This window comes from Siccirubricoccus sp. G192 (assembly GCF_019084075.1).
In the GTDB taxonomy this organism is placed as follows: Bacteria; Pseudomonadota; Alphaproteobacteria; order Acetobacterales; family Acetobacteraceae; genus G192.
Genome location: NZ_JAHREN010000001.1, coordinates 3,218,396 through 3,235,447, shown reverse-complemented (window position 1 = coordinate 3,235,447; position 17,052 = coordinate 3,218,396). Strand labels below are relative to the sequence as shown.

At 69.7% G+C, this 17,052-nt stretch carries 13 protein-coding genes, 2 tRNA genes and 2 pseudogenes; 10 read left to right on the top strand and 7 right to left on the bottom strand.

Annotated features, from left to right (window positions below; translation table 11 throughout):
* Positions 1-131 precede the first annotated feature (131 nt).
* From KSF81_RS15515 to KSF81_RS15495, 6 genes and pseudogenes are all read left to right on the top strand, one after another.
* Entirely contained in the window at positions 132-1,244 is a 1,113-nt protein-coding gene (locus KSF81_RS15515; RefSeq protein ID WP_217379759.1) for an S-(hydroxymethyl)glutathione dehydrogenase/class III alcohol dehydrogenase, read from the top strand.
* Between the two features lie 131 nt (positions 1,245-1,375).
* Complete coding sequence (locus KSF81_RS15510) at positions 1,376-2,515, top strand: thiolase family protein (protein WP_217379758.1); 1,140 nt, start codon at positions 1,376-1,378, stop codon at positions 2,513-2,515.
* A pseudogene (locus tag KSF81_RS32190) lies at positions 2,422-2,859 on the top strand (Zn-ribbon domain-containing OB-fold protein); the annotation flags it as partial. The gene KSF81_RS15510 and the pseudogene KSF81_RS32190, both read left to right, overlap by 94 nt.
* A gap of 70 nt (positions 2,860-2,929) precedes the next feature.
* Positions 2,930-3,709: an enoyl-CoA hydratase/isomerase family protein gene (locus tag KSF81_RS29780; protein WP_254453550.1), complete on the top strand. Its 780-nt coding sequence runs from the start codon at positions 2,930-2,932 to the stop codon at positions 3,707-3,709.
* 3 nt (positions 3,710-3,712) lie between these two features.
* On the top strand, positions 3,713-5,755 hold the full coding sequence (locus tag KSF81_RS15500) for a CoA transferase (RefSeq protein WP_217379756.1): 2,043 nt from the start codon (positions 3,713-3,715) through the stop codon (positions 5,753-5,755).
* A 26-nt stretch (positions 5,756-5,781) separates the two neighbouring features.
* Positions 5,782-6,741, top strand: coding sequence for a tripartite tricarboxylate transporter substrate binding protein (locus KSF81_RS15495; protein ID WP_217379755.1), 960 nt, complete (start codon positions 5,782-5,784; stop codon positions 6,739-6,741).
* A 70-nt stretch (positions 6,742-6,811) separates the two neighbouring features.
* Here the strand turns inward: KSF81_RS15495 and KSF81_RS15490 are convergent, their stop codons facing one another.
* Positions 6,812-8,005: an acetyl-CoA acetyltransferase gene (locus tag KSF81_RS15490; protein ID WP_254453549.1), complete on the bottom strand. Its 1,194-nt coding sequence runs from the start codon at positions 8,003-8,005 to the stop codon at positions 6,812-6,814.
* Positions 8,006-8,264: 259 nt separating this feature from the next.
* Between KSF81_RS15490 and KSF81_RS15485 the strand changes: the two genes are divergently transcribed.
* Genes KSF81_RS15485 through KSF81_RS15475 form a run of 3 tightly spaced genes read left to right on the top strand, consistent with a single transcriptional unit; the run spans position 8,265 to position 11,689 of the window.
* The gene (locus KSF81_RS15485) at positions 8,265-9,293 is read left to right on the top strand and encodes a tripartite tricarboxylate transporter substrate binding protein (protein WP_217379754.1); all 1,029 of its coding nucleotides are present in this window, start codon (positions 8,265-8,267) and stop codon (positions 9,291-9,293) included.
* Between the two features lie 9 nt (positions 9,294-9,302).
* On the top strand, positions 9,303-10,133 hold the full coding sequence (locus KSF81_RS15480; RefSeq protein ID WP_217379753.1) for an alpha/beta fold hydrolase: 831 nt from the start codon (positions 9,303-9,305) through the stop codon (positions 10,131-10,133).
* On the top strand, positions 10,130-11,689 hold the full coding sequence (locus KSF81_RS15475) for an acyl-CoA carboxylase subunit beta (protein ID WP_217379752.1): 1,560 nt from the start codon (positions 10,130-10,132) through the stop codon (positions 11,687-11,689). The genes KSF81_RS15480 and KSF81_RS15475 overlap by 4 nt, the downstream gene beginning before the upstream one ends.
* A 247-nt stretch (positions 11,690-11,936) precedes the next feature.
* On the opposite strand, the gene KSF81_RS15470 is transcribed toward KSF81_RS15475, so the two are convergent.
* From KSF81_RS15470 to tpiA, 6 genes and pseudogenes are all read right to left on the bottom strand, one after another.
* Positions 11,937-12,013 (bottom strand) — tRNA-Arg (locus KSF81_RS15470).
* Between the two features lie 40 nt (positions 12,014-12,053).
* A complete protein-coding gene (locus tag KSF81_RS15465; protein ID WP_217379751.1) occupies positions 12,054-12,374 on the bottom strand; it encodes an ETC complex I subunit in 321 nt (106 codons plus the stop codon).
* 27 nt (positions 12,375-12,401) lie between these two features.
* A tRNA-Pro gene (locus KSF81_RS15460) sits at positions 12,402-12,475 on the bottom strand.
* 56 nt (positions 12,476-12,531) lie between these two features.
* Complete coding sequence (locus KSF81_RS29775) at positions 12,532-12,897, bottom strand: DUF192 domain-containing protein (protein ID WP_309139573.1); 366 nt, start codon at positions 12,895-12,897, stop codon at positions 12,532-12,534.
* A 120-nt stretch (positions 12,898-13,017) separates the two neighbouring features.
* A complete protein-coding gene (locus KSF81_RS15450; protein ID WP_217379750.1) occupies positions 13,018-14,172 on the bottom strand; it encodes an acetoin utilization protein AcuC in 1,155 nt (384 codons plus the stop codon).
* A 106-nt stretch (positions 14,173-14,278) separates the two neighbouring features.
* Positions 14,279-15,039: pseudogene (tpiA, locus tag KSF81_RS15445) on the bottom strand (triose-phosphate isomerase).
* 104 nt (positions 15,040-15,143) lie between these two features.
* On the opposite strand from tpiA, the gene KSF81_RS15440 reads away from it, so the two are divergent.
* Entirely contained in the window at positions 15,144-17,048 is a 1,905-nt protein-coding gene (locus KSF81_RS15440) for a SurA N-terminal domain-containing protein (RefSeq protein WP_217379749.1), read from the top strand.
* Positions 17,049-17,052 lie beyond the last annotated feature (4 nt).

Below are 17,052 nucleotides of genomic sequence, written 5' to 3'. Positions count from 1 at the left end.
CGCAAGTCTTGCACCATCACATGGCTACGGGAATGACGCCCCGGTGAGCCGCGCCGAACTTCTCCTGCGGGTGCTGGACCGGGCGGCGCCGCGCCGCCAATCTGCGGCCTGATCGGGCAAGGAGAGTAGCGGTGAAGACACGCGCGGCGGTGGCCTGGGCGGCGGGAAAGCCGCTCAGCATCGAAACCATCGAGATCGGCGGGCCGCAGGCCGGCGAGGTGCTGGTTGAGGTGATGGCGACAGGCATCTGCCACACCGACCAGTACACGCTGAGTGGCCGCGACCCGGAGGGGCTCTTTCCCGCCATTCTCGGCCATGAGGGCGCCGGGGTGGTGCGGGAGGTGGGTGCCGGCGTTACCAGCCTGAAGCCCGGCGACCATGTGATCCCGCTCTACACGCCGGAATGCCGGCAGTGCAAAACCTGCCTCAGCCGGCGCAGCAATCTCTGCACCGCGATCCGCGCGACGCAGGGCCGCGGCGTGATGCCGGATGGCACCAGCCGGTTCAGCTGCGACAGCACGCAGATCATGCACTACATGGGCTGCTCGACCTTCGCCAACTTCACCGTGCTGCCCGAGATCGCACTTGCGAAAATCCGTGAGGACGCGCCCTTCGACAAGATCTGCTACATCGGCTGCGGCGTCACCACCGGCATCGGCGCGGTGATCAATACGGCCAAGGTCTGGCCCGGCGCCAACGTGGCAGTCTTCGGGTTGGGCGGGATCGGGCTCAATGTGCTGCAGGGCGCACGCATGGTGGGGGCCGACAGGATCATCGGCATCGACCTGAACCCGGACCGCGAGGCCATGGCACGCCAATTCGGCATGACCGACTTCATCAACCCGGATGTGGTCGGGCGCGACAAGGTGGTGCAGGCGATCATCGACCTCACAGGGGGCGGTGCCGATTTTTCCTTCGAATGCATCGGCAATGTGCATGTCATGCGCCAGGCGCTGGAATGCACGCATCGCGGCTGGGGCGAGAGCATCATCATCGGCGTGGCCGGCGCCGGCGAGGAGATCAGCACCCGCCCCTTCCAGCTTGTGACTGGCCGCAACTGGCGCGGCACGGCCTTCGGCGGCGCACGCGGCCGCACCGATGTGCCGCGCATCGTGGACTGGTACATGGAGGGCAAGATCGACATCGACAGCCTGATCACCCACACCATGCCCCTTGAGCAGATCAACCACGGCTTCGAGTTGATGGAGCGCGGCGAGAGTATCCGCTCCGTGGTGGTCTATTAGCGGAAGGGCGCCGGAATCAGGTGATCGGGGGGGCTGGCGGAGCGGCCCGGCTCGGGGCAGGCTTGGGCTGGAAGAAACCTCCGAGGATCCGGCGGCGCACCATGCCCCCAAATAGCCCAATGAACGCCCCCTTGCCTTCCCCTGCCATCAGCAGGCCCTGGCCGCTGCGCGACAAGGTTGCCTTCGCCGGGATCGGCACCACCCGTTACGGCAATTTCCCGGAGACCGACAGCTACGGCCTGGGCTGCGAGGCGCTGAACGCGGCGCTGGAGGATTCCGGGCTCAAGCCGGGTGATATCGATGGGCTGATCGTCAGCCGCATCCCGAGCTATGAACGCTTTGCGGAAATGATGGGGATCAACCCGCAATACTGCCTGCTGACCGAGACGCCGGGGCGCTTCTCCGCCGTCTCGCTGGCGCTGGCGGCGCAGGCCATCGCCACCGGTGCGGCGAACTACGTCGCCCTGGTCTACGGCAACAACGGCCGCAGCGTGCGGATGCGCTATGGCGGCGGCGACAGCCAGTGGAGCCCCTGGGGCATGACCAGCCCGGGCGCCAGCCACGCCATGATGTGGCAGCGGCACATGCATGAATTCGGCACGACGCATGCCGATCTGGGGCCTGTTTCCGTGGCCTTCCGCCATCATGCCTGCCTCAATCCGGATGCGGTGATGCATGGCAGGCCCATCACCTTGCAGCAGCACGCAGAGGCGCGGCCGATCTGCGAGCCGCTGAAGCTGCTCGACTACTGCCTCATCAATGACGGCGCGGTGGCCTGGATCATGACCACCGCCGAGCGCGCGCGCGACCTGAAGCGGCCGCCGGTACTGCTTTCCGGCTATGCGCGGCAGGACGCCTTCCACTATGGCAGCGCACCCCCGGATGACTTCTGGTACCCGAGCCTCAGCGCGACCCGCAGCGTCTATGACCGGGCGGGGATCGGGCGGGAGGATCTCCAGGGCCTTGGCATCTACGATAATTTCTCGCCGACGGTGCTGTTCAGCCTGGAGGGCCTGGGCTTCTGCAACCAGGGCGAGGGCGGCGCTTTCGTGCGTGACGGCGCCTTGCAACTCGGCACGGGACGATGGCCGACCAATACCTCCGGCGGACATCTTTCGGACAGCTACATGCAGGGCTGGGGCATCATCGCCGAATGCGTGCGCCAGTTGCGCCATGAATGCGGCGAGCGGCAGATCCCGGATGCCCAGGCCATGCAATACATTTGTGCCACCAATATCGCCCAGAGCCTGATCCTGCGGAGGGCCGCATGAGCCTCGCAACCCGCCCGAAGCCCCTCCTCGACAATTGGAACCGGCCCTTCTGGGAGGCCTGCGGCCGTGGCCACCTGATCCTGCAGCGCTGCGCCGCGACCGGGAAGTGCTTCTTCCCGCCCGCCCCGGTCTCGCCCTTCACCGGCAAGCCCGATTGGGAGTGGATCACCGCATCGGGCCGTGGCGAGTTGTGGTCCTTCGTGGTGTTCCATCAGGGCTATTTCGACGGCATGAAGGACGAGCTGCCCTATCCCGTTGCCATGGTGAAGCTGGAGGAGGGGCCCTATCTGCTGACCAATCTGGAAGGCATCGGCCCGGGACAGGCGAAGATCGGCATGCGGCTCCAGGTGCGCTTCCCTGGCGGACCGGGGGGGGATTCACCCTGCCGCAATTCGGCCCGGAGGGAGATGCACCATGAGCGGCCCGATCGAGGTAATCCGCCACGAGGGCTGGGCGCAGCTTCGCATCGACCGCGAGGACAAGCGCAATGCCATGGACCGCGCCTCCCGCCAGGGTCTGCTGCGGGCCTTCGAGGAATTGCGCGGCCAGGCGCGCGCCATCATCGTCACGGGCACCGGCGGCAGCTTCTGTGCCGGGATGGACCTGAAGGAGCGCGAGCAGGACCGCAAGGCGGGGATCGAGGGCGCGGGCGATGAATGGATCGCCGTGAACATGGCGATCCGCGCGCACCCGGCCATCTTCATCGCCGCGGTGAACGGGCTGGCGCTGGGCGGCGGCGCCACGCTCATCAATGTCTGCGATCTTGCCATCGCCAGCACGCGGGCCAGCATCGGTTGCCCGGAGATGGGCTTCTCCACCTATCCCGGCATGGCGGGGCCGGCGATCCAGCTCTCCGGCGTCACCCGCAAGCAGGCGGCCTGGCTGGTGCTCACCACCAACCGCATCGACGGCGCCACGGCCGAGCGCTGGGGCATGGTGAACGAATGCGTGGAGCCGGAGGCGCTGCTGCCGCGCGCCCAGACCCTGGCCGCACAGGTGGCACGCTTCGACCCGGTGGCCCTGGCCGAGAGCAAGAAGGCGCTGGACCGCATCCCCGCCTTCATCACCGATTGGCAGGAAGCGATGGACCACGGCCAGATGGTGAACCTCGCCATCCGCTCGAAGACCACGGCGCAGGCGGAGGGCAGCGCCCGCTTTGCCGCCGGGATCAAGAATCCGGGCCAGGGGGTCTAGCGCATGGTGGCGCCGCTTGCCGGCAGGCGGGTGCTTGATCTCGGTGCGCTCTGCGCGCAACGGCCACATGCACTGGCGGCCTCCATGGCGGCCAAGCTCTGCGCCGCCTATGGCGCGGAAGTGGTGCGGCCCCTGCCGGCGGACGGCGAGCCTTTCGCCAGCCTGCCGCCTCTGCTGCCGGGGGGCGGCTCGGCGCTCGACCGCTTCCTCAATGCCGGAAAGCGCATGGGCGCGGCGGAGGGGCGCTTCGATGCGGCGATCGGCGACAGCGCCGCGCTGGCGGTGCATGCCGGCGGCGTGCCGGTGCAGGCGCGGCTCTCGGTCTTCGGGCCGGGCGAGGACCCGCCGATGAGCGAGCTCGGGCTGCTGGCGCTCTCCGGCCTGCTCGGCATCGTGGGTGAGCCCTCGGGGCCGCCGGCGCGGCTCGCCGGGCACCAGGCCGCCTATGCGGCGGGGCTCTCCGCCTGCACGGCGCTGCTGGCGGCCTTCAAGGCCGGCGGCGGGGACGTGGTGGATGTCTCGCTTTTCGATGTCGCGGCCTGGCTGAACTGGAAGGTGGCGGCGGGGGTGATGGTGCTGGGCAGCGCGCCGGTGCGCGGCGGGGCGCGCAGCTCCTGGTGCACGGTGCCGGCACGGGATGGGCATGTGGCGCTGGTCTATCAGGACAAGGACTGGCCGGCGCTGCGCGAGATGGTCGGCGACCCTCGGCTGCAGGAGGCGCGCTTCGCCACCGGCGGCGGGCGCCGGGACAACCGTGCTGACTTCAATGCCATCCTGTTCCCCTGGTTCGCGGCACGGGCGCGCGCCGAGATCACCGCAGTGGCGCAGGCCCGGCGGGTGCCGATCGGGCCGGTGACCTGGCCCGCAGAATTGCTGCAGGACGCGCAGCACCGGGCGCGCGGCTTCCTGGCGCCGGACGGCATGCCGGTGCTGCCGATCAACTGGGACGGGCAGCGCGTCACGCCGGAGCCCTCGCCCACCCCCGCCATCCCGGAGCCCGCGCTTGAGGCCGGCACCCTGCCGCTCGCCGGGCTCCGCGTGGTGGATCTCGGCTGGCTGACCGCCGGCGCTGCCTCCGCCACGCTGCTGCTCGATCTCGGCGCCGAGGCAGTGAAGGTGGAGGGACCCGGCGCCATCGACCCCTTCCGCACCTGGGAGGGCGCGGAGCCGGAGACCGACTGGTGGAACCGCTCGCCCTGGTTCGGCTTCACCAATCGCGGCAAACGCTCGCTTTGCCTGGATCTCAAGGACCCCCGCGGGCGGGAGGCGCTGCTGCGCCTGCTGGAAGGCGCGGATGTGCTGGTGGAGAACTACCGGCGAGGCGTGCTGGCCTCCTTCGGCCTCGATACGGCGATGCTGCGGCGGCGCTTCCCGCGGCTGGTGGTCGCCAGCATCTCCAGCCAGGGCGAGGATGGGCCGGATCGCGACATGGTCTCCTTCGGCTCGACGCTCGAGGCCACCGGCGGGCTGGCGGCACTGACCGGCTCGGGCGAGGCGCCGGTCATCACCGGGCGGGACGTGAACTACCCGGACCAGGTGGTCTGCCTCTTTGCCTCCGGCGCCATCCTGGCCGCACTGCTGGAGCGGGACCGCACTGGCCAGGGCGCGCATCTCGACCTGTCGCAGCGCGAGCTCACCAGCTTCCTCCTGGGCGAGGAGCTCCTGGCCGCGGCGGCCGGCACCCCCTCGCCCCGCTTCGGCAATGGCGATCCGGCCGACCCGGCAGAGCGCGTGGTGGCGGAGGGGGATGGCTGGCGCGCCGAATGGGCGGGCGGCAGCGCGCCGGTACGGGATGGGGCCGCGCTGGCGGCGGCCGCGGATTTCCGCAAGGGCAGCGCAGTGCTGCGCAGCCCGGACGGGCGCCCCGCCAAGGGCATCCCCTTCGGCTTCGCCAGCCGCCGGCTGATGGTGCGCGATGGCTGCCACGAACTCGGCGCCGACAACCGCGCAGTGCTGGCAGAGGCGGGACTGGCGGAGGCTGAGATCGCGGCATTGGAGGCGGCGGGCGTGCTTGCCACCGCGCCGCGCCGTGTCTTCGTGGCCTGAATGGCAATGGCAGGAGATAGATCGGGATGATGCGCAGGAAGGTCTTGCAGCTCCTGGCCCTTGCCGCTGCGATGCCGGCGCGGGCCCAGGGGCAATACCCGGATCGGCCGATCCGGCTGGTGGTGCCCTACCCGCCTGGCGGCGGCACCGACATTCTCGGCCGGCTGGTGGCGCAACGTCTCTCGGAACGGCTGGCCTCGCCGGTCCTGGTGGAAAACCGCGGCGGGGCGGGCGGCAATATCGGGGCGCAGATGGTCGCGCAATCGGCGCCGGACGGCTACACGTTGCTCTTCACCGGCAACAACCTGGCGATCAACGAGGTGCTCTACAGCAACCCCGGCTATGACAGCCGGCGGGATTTCGTCTCCGTGGCGCGGGTGGCGAATACGCCGATCCTGCTGGTGGTGAACCCCACCGTGCCGGCACGGACGCTGGCCGAGTTCATCGCCTATGCACGGCAGAACCCGGGTCGGCTGAACCATGGCACGCCGGGCTCCGGCACCGCGCAGCACCTGGCCGGCGCGCTGTTCGACGACCTGGCGGGCACGCGCATCGTGCATGTGCCCTATCGCGGCACCGCGCCCTCCGTCACCGGACTGCTTACCGGTGAGGTGCAGGCGATGTTCGCCAGCGCCAGCGCGGTGGAGGCGCTGATCCGCGAGGGCAAGATCCGGGCGCTGGCCGTGACCTCGGCCCGGCGCAGCCCCTTCTGGCCCGATCTGCCGGCCATCAGCGAGGCCGTGCCGGGCTATGCGGCGGAACTCTGGTATGGCGTCTCCGCCCCTGCACGCACGCCGGCCGCCGCCACTGCATTGATCGAGGCGGCGCTGCGCGAGGCGCTGGCCGACCCCGCCTTCGCCCGGCAGATCGAGGCGCGCGGCTTCGCCCCGGACTTCCTGTCCGCCGCCGGCCTGGCCCGAGCCACCGAAGAGGAGCGGGAGCGCTGGACGCCGGTGCTGCGCCGCGCCGGCATCACCGCCGATTGAGGGGCCGGAGCCAGTCCCGGCTGTTGCTGCTGCCTGCCGTGGCCCTGCCGGCCCCTCCCGCGGGCAGGCCCTATCCCGCCCGCTCCAGGATGGAGACGTAATTCGCCACCGCGGCACCGCCCATATTGAAGATGCCACCGATCTCCGCCTGCGGCAGTTGCATCGCCCCGGCCGTGCCGGTGAGCTGCATAGCGGTCAGCACATGCATGGAGATGCCGGTGGCGCCGATCGGGTGGCCCTTGGATTTCAGCCCGCCGGAACGGTTGACCGGCAGCTTGCCATCCTTAGCCGTCCAGCCCTCCAGCACCGCCCGCGCACCCTGCCCTTCCGGCACCAGGCCCATCGCCTCGTATTCGATGAGCTCAGCGATGGTGAAGCAGTCATGCGTCTCGACGAAGGAGAGGTCGGTCGCGGCGCCCAGGCCGGCCTGGGCCAGTGCCCGCCCCCAGGCCTCGCGCGGCCCCTCGAAGCGGATGATGTCGCGGGCGGCAATTGGCAGGTAGTCATTCACCTGCACCGCGGCGCGGAAGCGCACGGATTTGCCCATGGCCCTGGCTGTCTCGGCATCGGTGATGACCAGCGCCGCGGCACCATCGCTCACCAGGGAACAGTCGGTGCGCTTCAGCGGGGGGGCGACGAAGGGGTTCTTCTCGCTCTCGGCCCGGCAGAAGGCGAAGCCGAGATCCTTCCGCATCTGCGCCCAAGGATTGTCCACGCCATTTGCATGGTTCTTGGCGGCGATGGCGGCCAGCGCATCGGATTGGTCGCCATAACGCTGGAAATAAGCCTCGGCGATGCGGCCGAAGACGCCGGCGAAACCGCCCTGGATATCCTGCTCCGTCTTGCGGTAGCTGGCGTTCAGCAGGATGTCGCCGACCTTGGCTCCCGGCGTCGCGGTCATTTTCTCGGCGCCCAGCACCAGGGCGAAGCGGCCCCGTTTCGCCGCCAGGAAATCCAGCGCGCCATGGATGGCGGCAGTGCCGGTGGCGCAGGCATTCTCGAAGCGCGTGATCGGCTTGAAGCGCAGTTCCGGCACGGATTGCAGCACCAGCGAGGCGGGGAAGCCCTGGTTGGTGAACCCCTCGCCGAAGACGCCGACGAAGCCGGCATCGATCTCGGCGGGGGCGATCCCGGCATCCTCGATGGCGGCGCGGCCGACCCGGGCCAGCAGCGCCTCCAGATCCGGCTCCTCCAGCTTGCCGAAGGGCGTATGCGCCCAGCCGACGATGCAGGCTTCCGGCCCTGGCATGGTGGTTTCGCGCATCCTCTCCTCCGTCCGCAGGCTCGACCTGCAGCATAGGCCGGCCGGCGTCGGACGGAAATGTCGACCCGCGATGGCGCTTCAAAAGCGTCGCCCAGAACGCAATTAACATTGTAATTACAAAGTCTTAATTCGCATATTAGAAGCGGCGGATGAAGTTCTGCCTCGGCCGTTCTGCAGATCCCACGCCATGTCAAATCCTGGCCGTGCGGGCTTGAGCCTCCCGGCGGGAGAGGCAAGACTGTCGCGAGGAGAACCGTCCATGCCTGCCAGGATACTGCCGGCCATCATGCGGCCAGGGCCGCAGCCGCACTGCGAGGGCGCCGTCCCGCGCCGCACTGTCCTCGCCGGGCTGCTGGCCATCCCGGCCGCGGCCGCGGCGCAGACGGAGGCGCCCATCTTCAGCCCCGACCGGCCGATCCGCATCGTCGTGCCGACCGGCGCCGGCGGCATCACCGACATCCTGGCCCGCATCGTTGCCAACCGCCTGGGCGCCCGACTTGGCGTGCCTGTCGTGGTGGACAACCGCCCCGGTGCCAGCGGCATCATCGGCACCGAAGCGGTGGTGCGTGCCCGACCGGATGGCACCACCCTGCTGATGGTCTATCCCAGCCACCCCGTGAACCCCGCGCTGAAGGCCCACCTGCCCTACGACACGGAGCGCGACCTGGCGCCGATCAGCATCGTCACCACCGTCGCCCTGGTGCTGCTGGTGCCGCGGGACAGCCCGGACCAGGACGTGGTGGGGCTGATCGCCCGGGCGCGGCGGGAGCGGCTGAACTACGCCTCGGTCGGCAGCGGCAGCCTGGCCCATCTCGCGGCCGAGCTGTTCCGCGGCATGGCGGGGCTGGAGATGACGCATATCCCCTTCCGCTCCGCGCCCGAGGCGCATACCGCGCTGATGCGGGGCGAGGTGGCAATGTTCCTCGACCCACCCATCACCACCTTGCCTCTGCTGCGCGGCGGCCAAGTCCGGGCGATCGGCGTCACCACCCGGAGCCGCATGGCGGCGCTGCCGGAGGTGCCGACCATCGCCGAGGCCGCTCTGCCCGGGTATGAGGTCCTGGGCTGGAACGGCCTGCTGGCGCCAGCCGGCACGCCGGCCCCGATTATCGCACGCCTCAATGAGGAGCTGCGCGGCATCCTGGCCGAGCCCGAAATTCGGCGCCGATTGGCCCAGCACGGCACCGAGCCGGCACCCACCACGCCCGAGGAATTCGCCGCCATCATCCATGCCGATATCGCCAAATGGGGCCGGGTGGTGCGCGAGGCCGGCATCAACCCGGATTAGGAGACGGCTATGCCCATCCTTGAAGCCGGCGATGGCGCCGAAATCCACTTTCGCGACGAGTGTTTCGCCGACCCCTGGGTCACGCCCGAAACGGCGCTGCTGCTGCATGGCAATGCCGAGAGCAGCCTCGCCTGGAATGCCTGGATGCCATTGCTCGGCCGGCATCTTCGCGTAGTGCGGCCGGATATGCGCGGCTTCGGCCACTCCACACCGATGCCGGAGGATTATGCTTGGTCGCTGGACGGGCTCGTGGACGACTTCATCCGGCTGGCCGACCGGCGCGGCCTGGAGCGCTTCCATCTCGTCGCGGCCAAGGTGGCAGGGCCGATCGCGCTGCAGCTCGCGGCGAGGCACCCCAGGCGCGTCCGCAGCCTGGTGCTGCTCGGCACGCTGGTTTCCGGCCAGCAATCGCTCGGCGATCGGCACGCCGCCTGGATGGAGCATATCACCCGGCATGGCGTGGAGAGCTGGGCGCGCTGGACGATGCCGGGCCGGCTCGGCAGCGCCTGCCCCGCGACCATGCAGGAAGGCTGGGCGAAGCTGATGGGCACCACGCCGCTTTCCACCCAGCTTGGCTTCATCCGCAGCGTGCCGGCACTCGATGTGCGGGGCGACCTGCCGCGCATCGCCTGCCCGACGCTGGTGGTCACAACGGATGGCAGCGGCCTCGGCTCGGTGGAGGCGACGCGGGCCTGGCAGATTCGCATTCCGGGCGCCGAACTGATGGTGGTGCCGGGGGACAGCTATCACGTGGCGGCGACGCATGCTGAACTCTGCGCCGCCGCCACGCTGGATTTCATCGCGCGGCGCTGCGCAGGGGTGGAGAAGGTCACGGCATGAATTGGCAACCCGAACTCAACGAATTGCGCCAGCGCGAGGCACTGGCCCAGGCGATGGGCGGGCCCGACAAGGTCCACAGGCAGCATGAGGGCGGCCGGCTGACCGTGCGGGAGAGGATCAGCCAATTGGTCGATACCGGCAGTTTCCATGAGGTCGGGGCCATTGCCGGTAAGGCCAAGTATGATTCCGAGGGCAAGCTGAAGGATTTCACCCCGTCCAATTGCGTCATGGGCCGCGCCATGCTGGAGGGCCGCCCGGTGGTGGTGGTGGGCGACGACTTCACCGTCCGCGGCGGCAGCGCCGATGCCACCATCCGCGAAAAACCGATCATGGCGGAACGCATGGCGGCCGATCTCCGCCTGCCGATCATCCGCATCATCGAGGGCTCGGGCGGCGGCGGCTCGGTCAAGACCATCGAGACGACGGGCCGTGCCAATCTGCCGGGCGGCGTCGGCGGCACCTGGCTCTATCACCATACCTGCGACAACCTCTCGCGCGTGCCGGTGGTGGCGCTCGGCCTCGGCTCCGTGGCCGGGCTTGGCGCCGCGCGGCTGGCGGCGAGCCACTACTCGGTGATGACCAAGGGCACCTCGGCGATGTTCGTCGCCGGGCCGCCGGTGGTGAAGCGGCTTGGCCAGGACCTGTCGAAGCAGGAGCTGGGCGGCTGGGAGATCCAGACCCGCTCCGGCGCCATCGACCATGCGGTGGACACCGAGGAGGAGGCTTTCGCGGCAGCACGGCGCTTCCTCTCCTATCTCCCCGCCTCGGTCGAGGAACTGGCCGAGCGGTGCGACTGCACGGACGATCCGGCACGGGTGGATGAGGCGCTGCTCTCAGCCATTCCGCGTAACCTCCGCACCCCCTACCGCATCCGCCCGATCATCGAGAGCGTGGTGGACCGTGGCAGCTTCTTCGAGATAGGACGGCAATTCGGCCGCCCCATCGTCACCGGCCTGGCGCGGCTGCGCGGGCTGCCGGTGGCAGTGATGGCGGGAGACCCGCATTTCTACGCCGGCTCCTGGACCGCCGATACCTGCGCCAAGGTGGTGCGCTTCGTGGACCTGGCCGAGACCTTCCACCTGCCGGTGGTCTATCTCATGGACTGCCCGGGCTTCATGATCGGGCTGGACGCGGAGCGCACCGCAACCATCCGCTGGGGCGTGCGGGCCATGGCGGCGGTGAACCAGTCCACGGTACCCTGGTGCACCGTCATCATCCGCAATGCCTTTGGCGTCGCGGGCGTGGTGCACCAGCCGGCGGGGCGCTTCTCGGTCCGCTATGCCTGGCCCTCGGCGCGCTGGGGCTCGCTGCCGCTGGAGGGTGGGATCGAGGCCGCCTACCGGGCCGATCTCGACGCCGCCCCGGACCGCGAAGCCAAGATGGCGGAGATCGACAGGCGGTTGCAGCAATTGCGCTCGCCGCTCCGCACTGCCGAGGCTTTCTGGGTGGAGGAGATCATCGACCCGCGACAGACCCGGCGGCTGCTCTGCGAGTTCGGCGACAGGGCGGAGAAGCTGCGGCAGCCGGGCATCAGCCGTTTCACCATGCGGCCTTGAGCATAGGCAGAGCCAAGGCTGAGCAGCGTAGTAGGATTGCGCCGTATGTTTTTGAATTTGAAGTATTTTCTTCGAACAGATCGCATTGGGAACTCACGTTCCCTTTGCCGCGAAAAAGGCGCTGGAATTGCAGGCCGGCGCATTCGCTGCGAGGCGCGCATGCAGTATGCCGCTCTGCCGTGGAGCAGCCGACGGCCGATCGGCCGGGTTTCTCCGCCCCTCCTGCACTTCTCAGGATCCGGGAAAATGGTGCGCCCTGCGGGACTCGAACCCACGACCGACGGATTAGAAATCCGATGCTCTGTCCAGCTGAGCTAAGGGCGCTGAACCCTGTCGTCCTGCGGCACGGGCCCGCCCACCCGCGTCAATGCGTCCAGTTGTCGGTTCGGCCGAAGCGGAAATTGTCGGCATAGACCTTGGGCCTGATGCGGACCGGCTTCGGCTCCTCGACCTCATAGGCGAGCCCATTCGCCTCGGCATAGGCGACCGCATCTTCCCGCGTGTCGAATAGCAGCCGAACCTGGCCACGCGTATCGCCGGAGCCGGACCAGCCCATCAGCGGGTCCAGGCGCTGCCTCTCCCCGGGCTCGAATTCCAGGACCCAGCCCTGTGTCCGTCCCTTGCCGGACTGCATCGCGGAGCGCGGCGGGACATAGATGCGGGCAAGCTGCTTCCGGCCGGTCATTCGGTATTCCTGCGTCACTGTGCTCAATCGGGGCGACAGGATTCGAACCTGCGACTTCTACGTCCCAAACGTAGCGCTCTACCAGACTGAGCTACGCCCCGGGCAGCGCCAAACTATGGAAGCCCGGCCGCCGGGGCAACCCCGGGCCAGCCGAGCCTCAGGGCGCTGTGCCGAAGATCCGCTGCAGCACCCGGTCGCCGACCCGGAGGCCCAGCCGCTCCGCCGTGCCGGCCGCGAGTTCCAGGGTCGCCCGCACCGGTCCCCGACTATCCACCGGGGCCAGCGAATAAGGTACAGTGCGTTCGGCGATCCGGTGGATACGGCCATCGGCGGTAATGAAGATCATATCGAGGGGAATGATGGTGTTGCGCATCCACATGCTGGATTCGCGCGGCGTACCCCAGTCGAACAGCATTCCCTCCTGCGGCCCCACATGGTCGCGGAACATCAGCCCGACCGTTTGCTGGTTGGGGTCCAGCGCCATCTCCACCCGGAATTCATGGCGCGCGCCGTCCCGCGTCACAATGACCAGGGGTTCCTCGGGCAGGTGCGGCTGCGGCCCCGTCTGGGCTTGGGCGGGAGCCGCCAGAAATGGCAGCAGGGTGGAGAGGGCGATCAGGGGGACGGCGGCGCATGGCGGCGATCATGCCATGGATGCGGCCGGGACGGCAGGGTGCGGCAAATCCCGGATTGCCGCCGCGGCCAGCCGCTGCACCTCGGCCCGCACCACGCCCGGCCGCGGCGCGTCGCGGAGCGTGGTGAGCCAATGCACCGGCGGGTTGCGCCCAGCGGCCCGATGCCAGGAAAGGCCGCGCAGCACCGCCTCTGCCGCCGGCGGCAGGCGTTCGGGGATAGGCAGGTCGTTCAGCATCGCCCAGACCCCGGCCCAGCAGCGGCCGACCGACCAGGGATTGTAACCGCCCCCGCCCAGCACGATGAAGCGCGACGCGAGATCGCGCAGCGCCCGCACCACCCCCCAATGCGCGTTGTTGGAAAGCGCCAGGCGGGAGAGCGGGTCCTCCTCCAGCGCATCGGCGCCGCATTGCAGCATGATCGCCTCCGGCCGCAGATGCCGTGCGATGGGCAGGATCGCCTGGTGCAGCAGCCAAAGCATCTCGCTGTCATGGAAGCCCGGCGGCACCGGAAGGTTGCGGGCATGGCCGCCGGCCCGCTCGGTGGCCGCGCCGGTGAAGGGCCAGCGCCCGGCTTCATGCAGGCTGAGCGTGAAGACGCGTGGATCGTCCCGGAAGGCCGCCTCGACGCCATCGCCGTGATGCGCATCGATATCGACATACAGGATGCTGCCGAGCCCCTGATCCAGCCACTCCAGCAATCCGAGCACGGCATCGTTGAGGTAGCAGAACCCGCTCGCCCGGTCCGGTTGGCCGTGATGCGTGCCGCCGCCTGGCACATGCACGATGCCGCCATCCCGCGTCAGCCGTGCCGCCAGCAGGGTGCCGCCAGCGCCGGTGGCGGGGCGGGAGAAGACTTCCCGGTACACCGGGTTGCCATGCGCGCCGATATGGAAGCGCTCGCAATCCAGGGCATCGACGCGCTGCGTCGCCTCCGCCCGTTGCAGCGCGGCAACATAAGCGGGGTGGTGGAAGCGGGCGAGTTCCTCGGGCGTCGCGCGAGGGCTGTCCCGATAGGCCCAGCCCGGCAGCCAACCAAGGGCCCGGATCAGGTCGAGCGTGGTGGAGACGCGAGGGATCGCCAGCGGGTGTTTCGGCCCGTAGCTGGAGCGCCGGTAGATCTCGGAACCGATGAGCACCGGCGCGGTGCGGGGTGGGGCAGCCATGATGCCCCGATATGCGCCGTGCCGCGCCAACCGCAAGCGGCGGCGGCCTGCCGTCTGGCTCCTGGGCCTCTGCGGCAGGGCCGGACCGCCGCGCTGCCGGGCGCGATCAACCCTCGCGCGCGGCAGCGGCGATGCCGAGGAAATCCGCCGCGACCAGGCTGGCGCCGCCGACCAGGGCACCATCCACATCCGGCAGCGCCAGGATGGCGGTGGCGTTCGAGGGCTTGACCGACCCGCCATAGAGAATGCGCGAGGTCCCGCCCGCCGCCCCGAATCGTGCCTTGAGGCTGGCCCGGATGGCGCCGTGGATGGCGGCGATCTCCGCTTCGGTGGGGGTACGGCCGGTGCCGATCGCCCAGACCGGCTCATAGGCCAGGATGCCGCCGGCCGCGCCGAATCCCTCCGGCAGGCTGCCTTGCATCTGGCCGGTGACCACCGCCTCGGCCTGGCCGGCCAGACGCTCCGCTTCGCTCTCGCCGACGCAGATGATCGGGGTGAGGCCGGCGGCCAGGGCGGCCTCGGCCTTGGCCCGGACCAGGGCATCGGTTTCGGCGTGATTGGCCCGGCGCTCGGAATGGCCGAGGATGACATGGGTGGCGCCGGCATCACGTAGCATGGGCGCGGCGATGTCGCCGGTATGGGCGCCACGGGCGGCAGGGTGGCAATCCTGCCCACCCACCGCAACCCTCCCACCCTCCAGCGCCGCCGCCACGGCGGCCAGCAGGGTGGCGGGGGGGGGCAGATCAGGAGGTCGGCGGGCTGGCCAGCGGCGCCAGATGCAACGGCGCGGGCCAGTTCCAGGCCATCGGCGCGCAGCCCATGCATTTTCCAATTGCCGGCGATCAGCGGTTGCACGCCCGGGGTCATGGCCTCTTCTCCTTGCCGTCGCCTGTCGGTATCCGCGCCGTCCCGGTTTGGCAACCGCCCGCCGCTCCGCTATGGGTCCGGGGCCCTTCCTGTCATGGATCACGATGCTCACCGCTCTCCGCCGCCTGGCCGCCACCTGGATCGCGAAGCTGCTTTTCATCCTGCTGACCGTGTCCTTCGCCATCTGGGGCGTCGGTGACATGATCGGCAATTTCGGCCGCGATACCGCGCTTGCCCGGGTGGCCGGCACGCCGATCGAGATGGAGGACGCCCAGGCCGCAGTGCGGCGGGAGATGCAACGCTTGGCGCGCACCCTGGGCGGCCAATTCGAGCCGGATGCCCGCATCCGCCGCGCCGTCGCCGAGCAGACGGTGGACCAGTTGGTGCTGGACCGGGTGCTGCGGGCCGAGGCGGAACGGCTGCGGATCGCCGTTCCGGACAGTGCGGTGCGGGAGTTCATCTTCGCGATTCCCGGTTTCCGCGGCCTGGATGGCAATTTCTCCCGCGCTGTCTTCGAGAGCTTCCTCCGCTCCAACGACATGTCGGAGCCGCAATTCCTCGCCCTTGCCCGTGCCGATCTGGCCCGGCAGCAGGTCTCCATGGCGGTCCGATCCGGCGCCACCGGGCCGGATACGCTGGTGAAGCCGCTGCTGCAATGGCTGCAGGAACAGCGGGCGGCCACCCTGGTCACCCTGCCCACTGCTGAGGCACCCGAGCCGCCCGCCCCGACGGAGGCGGCGCTCCGGCGTTTCCACGAGAATAATCCCGAGCGCTTCTCCTCCCCCGAATATCGGAACGTGGCGGTAGCGGTGCTGACCGCGGACCTCATCGCCCGCGAGGTCGATGTCAGCGAGGCCGAAATCGCCGCTGCCTTCGAGCAGCGCCGCGCCCAGTTCGAAACACCGGAGCGGCGCACGCTGGAGCAGGTGCTGGTCCAGGACCAGGCCAAGGCGGCGGAGATCGCGGCCACCTGGCGCGCTGGCGCCGATTTCGCTGTCATCACCGCCGCAGCCGAGGCTGCCGGCGGTCAGGCACTGGAACTCGGCAGCCTCGACCGCGCCGGCATGCCGGTGCCGGAACTGGCCGAGGCTGCCTTCAGCGCCCCTGAGGGAAGCGTAACCGAGCCCGTGCGCAGCCCCTTCGGCTGGCATGTCCTGCGGGTGGTGCGCGTCGAGCCCGGCCATACCCGCAGCCTGGCCGAGGTGCATGACGAATTGCGTGCCTCGCTTGCCCAGGAAAAGGCCGCCGACCTGGCCTTCGAGCGCGCCAACCGGGTCGAGGACGCGCTCGCCGGTGGCGCCACGCTGGCCGAGGTGGCAAGCCGCTTCAACCTCGGCTTCGCCACCGTCACCACTGATGCCGAGGGGCGGAACCCGGCTGGCGAGCCGGTTGCCCTGCCGGTGATCGAGGCCAGCCGCGCGCCCCTGCTCCGCGCCATCTTCACCACCGAGCGCGGCGCCGCGCCCCGCCTGGCCGAAACCGAGGCCGGTTTCGTGGCAGTGGACGTGCGGGACATCATGCCGCCCGCGCTCCGTCCCTTCGAGAGCGTCGAGGCACAAGTGCGCGCCGCCTGGACCGCCGACGCCCGCCGCCGCGCACAGGAGGAACGCGCCGCCGCCCTGCTCACCGCGGTGCGGGGCGGCAAGCCCCTGGCCGAGACGGCGCGCGAGGCGGGGCTCGGCTCCCGCGAGGTGGGCGCCCTGACCCGGACGCAGCGGCAGGAGACGCCAGGGGCCAGTGTAGTACCGCCGGAATTGCTGGCGCCGCTCTTCGAACTGAAGCTGAATGAGGCCACCATGGTGCCGACCCGCGAAGGTTTCGCGGTGGCGCAGGTCCTGGAGATCACGCCGGCCGACCCGGCAGCCTACCCTGCCCTGCTCAGCCGCCTTCACTCGGAAGTGGAGCAGGCGATCGCCGGGGATATCGAGGCGCAATACGTTGCCGCGCTCCGCGGCCGTGCCGATGTGCGCGTCAATCCCCGCTTGATGGATCTTCTCGCACAGCCCTGAACCA

Coding starts and splice junctions, on each gene's coding strand:
- KSF81_RS29780 (WP_254453550.1), top strand. CDS start 2,930: ATGAGCGGCCCGATCGAGGTAATCCGCCACGAGGGCTGGGCGCAGCTT.
- KSF81_RS15500 (WP_217379756.1), top strand. CDS start 3,713: ATGGTGGCGCCGCTTGCCGGCAGGCGGGTGCTTGATCTCGGTGCGCTC.
- KSF81_RS15495 (WP_217379755.1), top strand. CDS start 5,782: ATGATGCGCAGGAAGGTCTTGCAGCTCCTGGCCCTTGCCGCTGCGATG.
- KSF81_RS15490 (WP_254453549.1), bottom strand. CDS start 8,005: ATGCGCGAAACCACCATGCCAGGGCCGGAAGCCTGCATCGTCGGCTGG.
- KSF81_RS15485 (WP_217379754.1), top strand. CDS start 8,265: ATGCCTGCCAGGATACTGCCGGCCATCATGCGGCCAGGGCCGCAGCCG.
- KSF81_RS15480 (WP_217379753.1), top strand. CDS start 9,303: ATGCCCATCCTTGAAGCCGGCGATGGCGCCGAAATCCACTTTCGCGAC.
- KSF81_RS15475 (WP_217379752.1), top strand. CDS start 10,130: ATGAATTGGCAACCCGAACTCAACGAATTGCGCCAGCGCGAGGCACTG.
- KSF81_RS15465 (WP_217379751.1), bottom strand. CDS start 12,374: ATGACCGGCCGGAAGCAGCTTGCCCGCATCTATGTCCCGCCGCGCTCC.
- KSF81_RS15450 (WP_217379750.1), bottom strand. CDS start 14,172: ATGGCTGCCCCACCCCGCACCGCGCCGGTGCTCATCGGTTCCGAGATC.
- KSF81_RS15440 (WP_217379749.1), top strand. CDS start 15,144: ATGCTCACCGCTCTCCGCCGCCTGGCCGCCACCTGGATCGCGAAGCTG.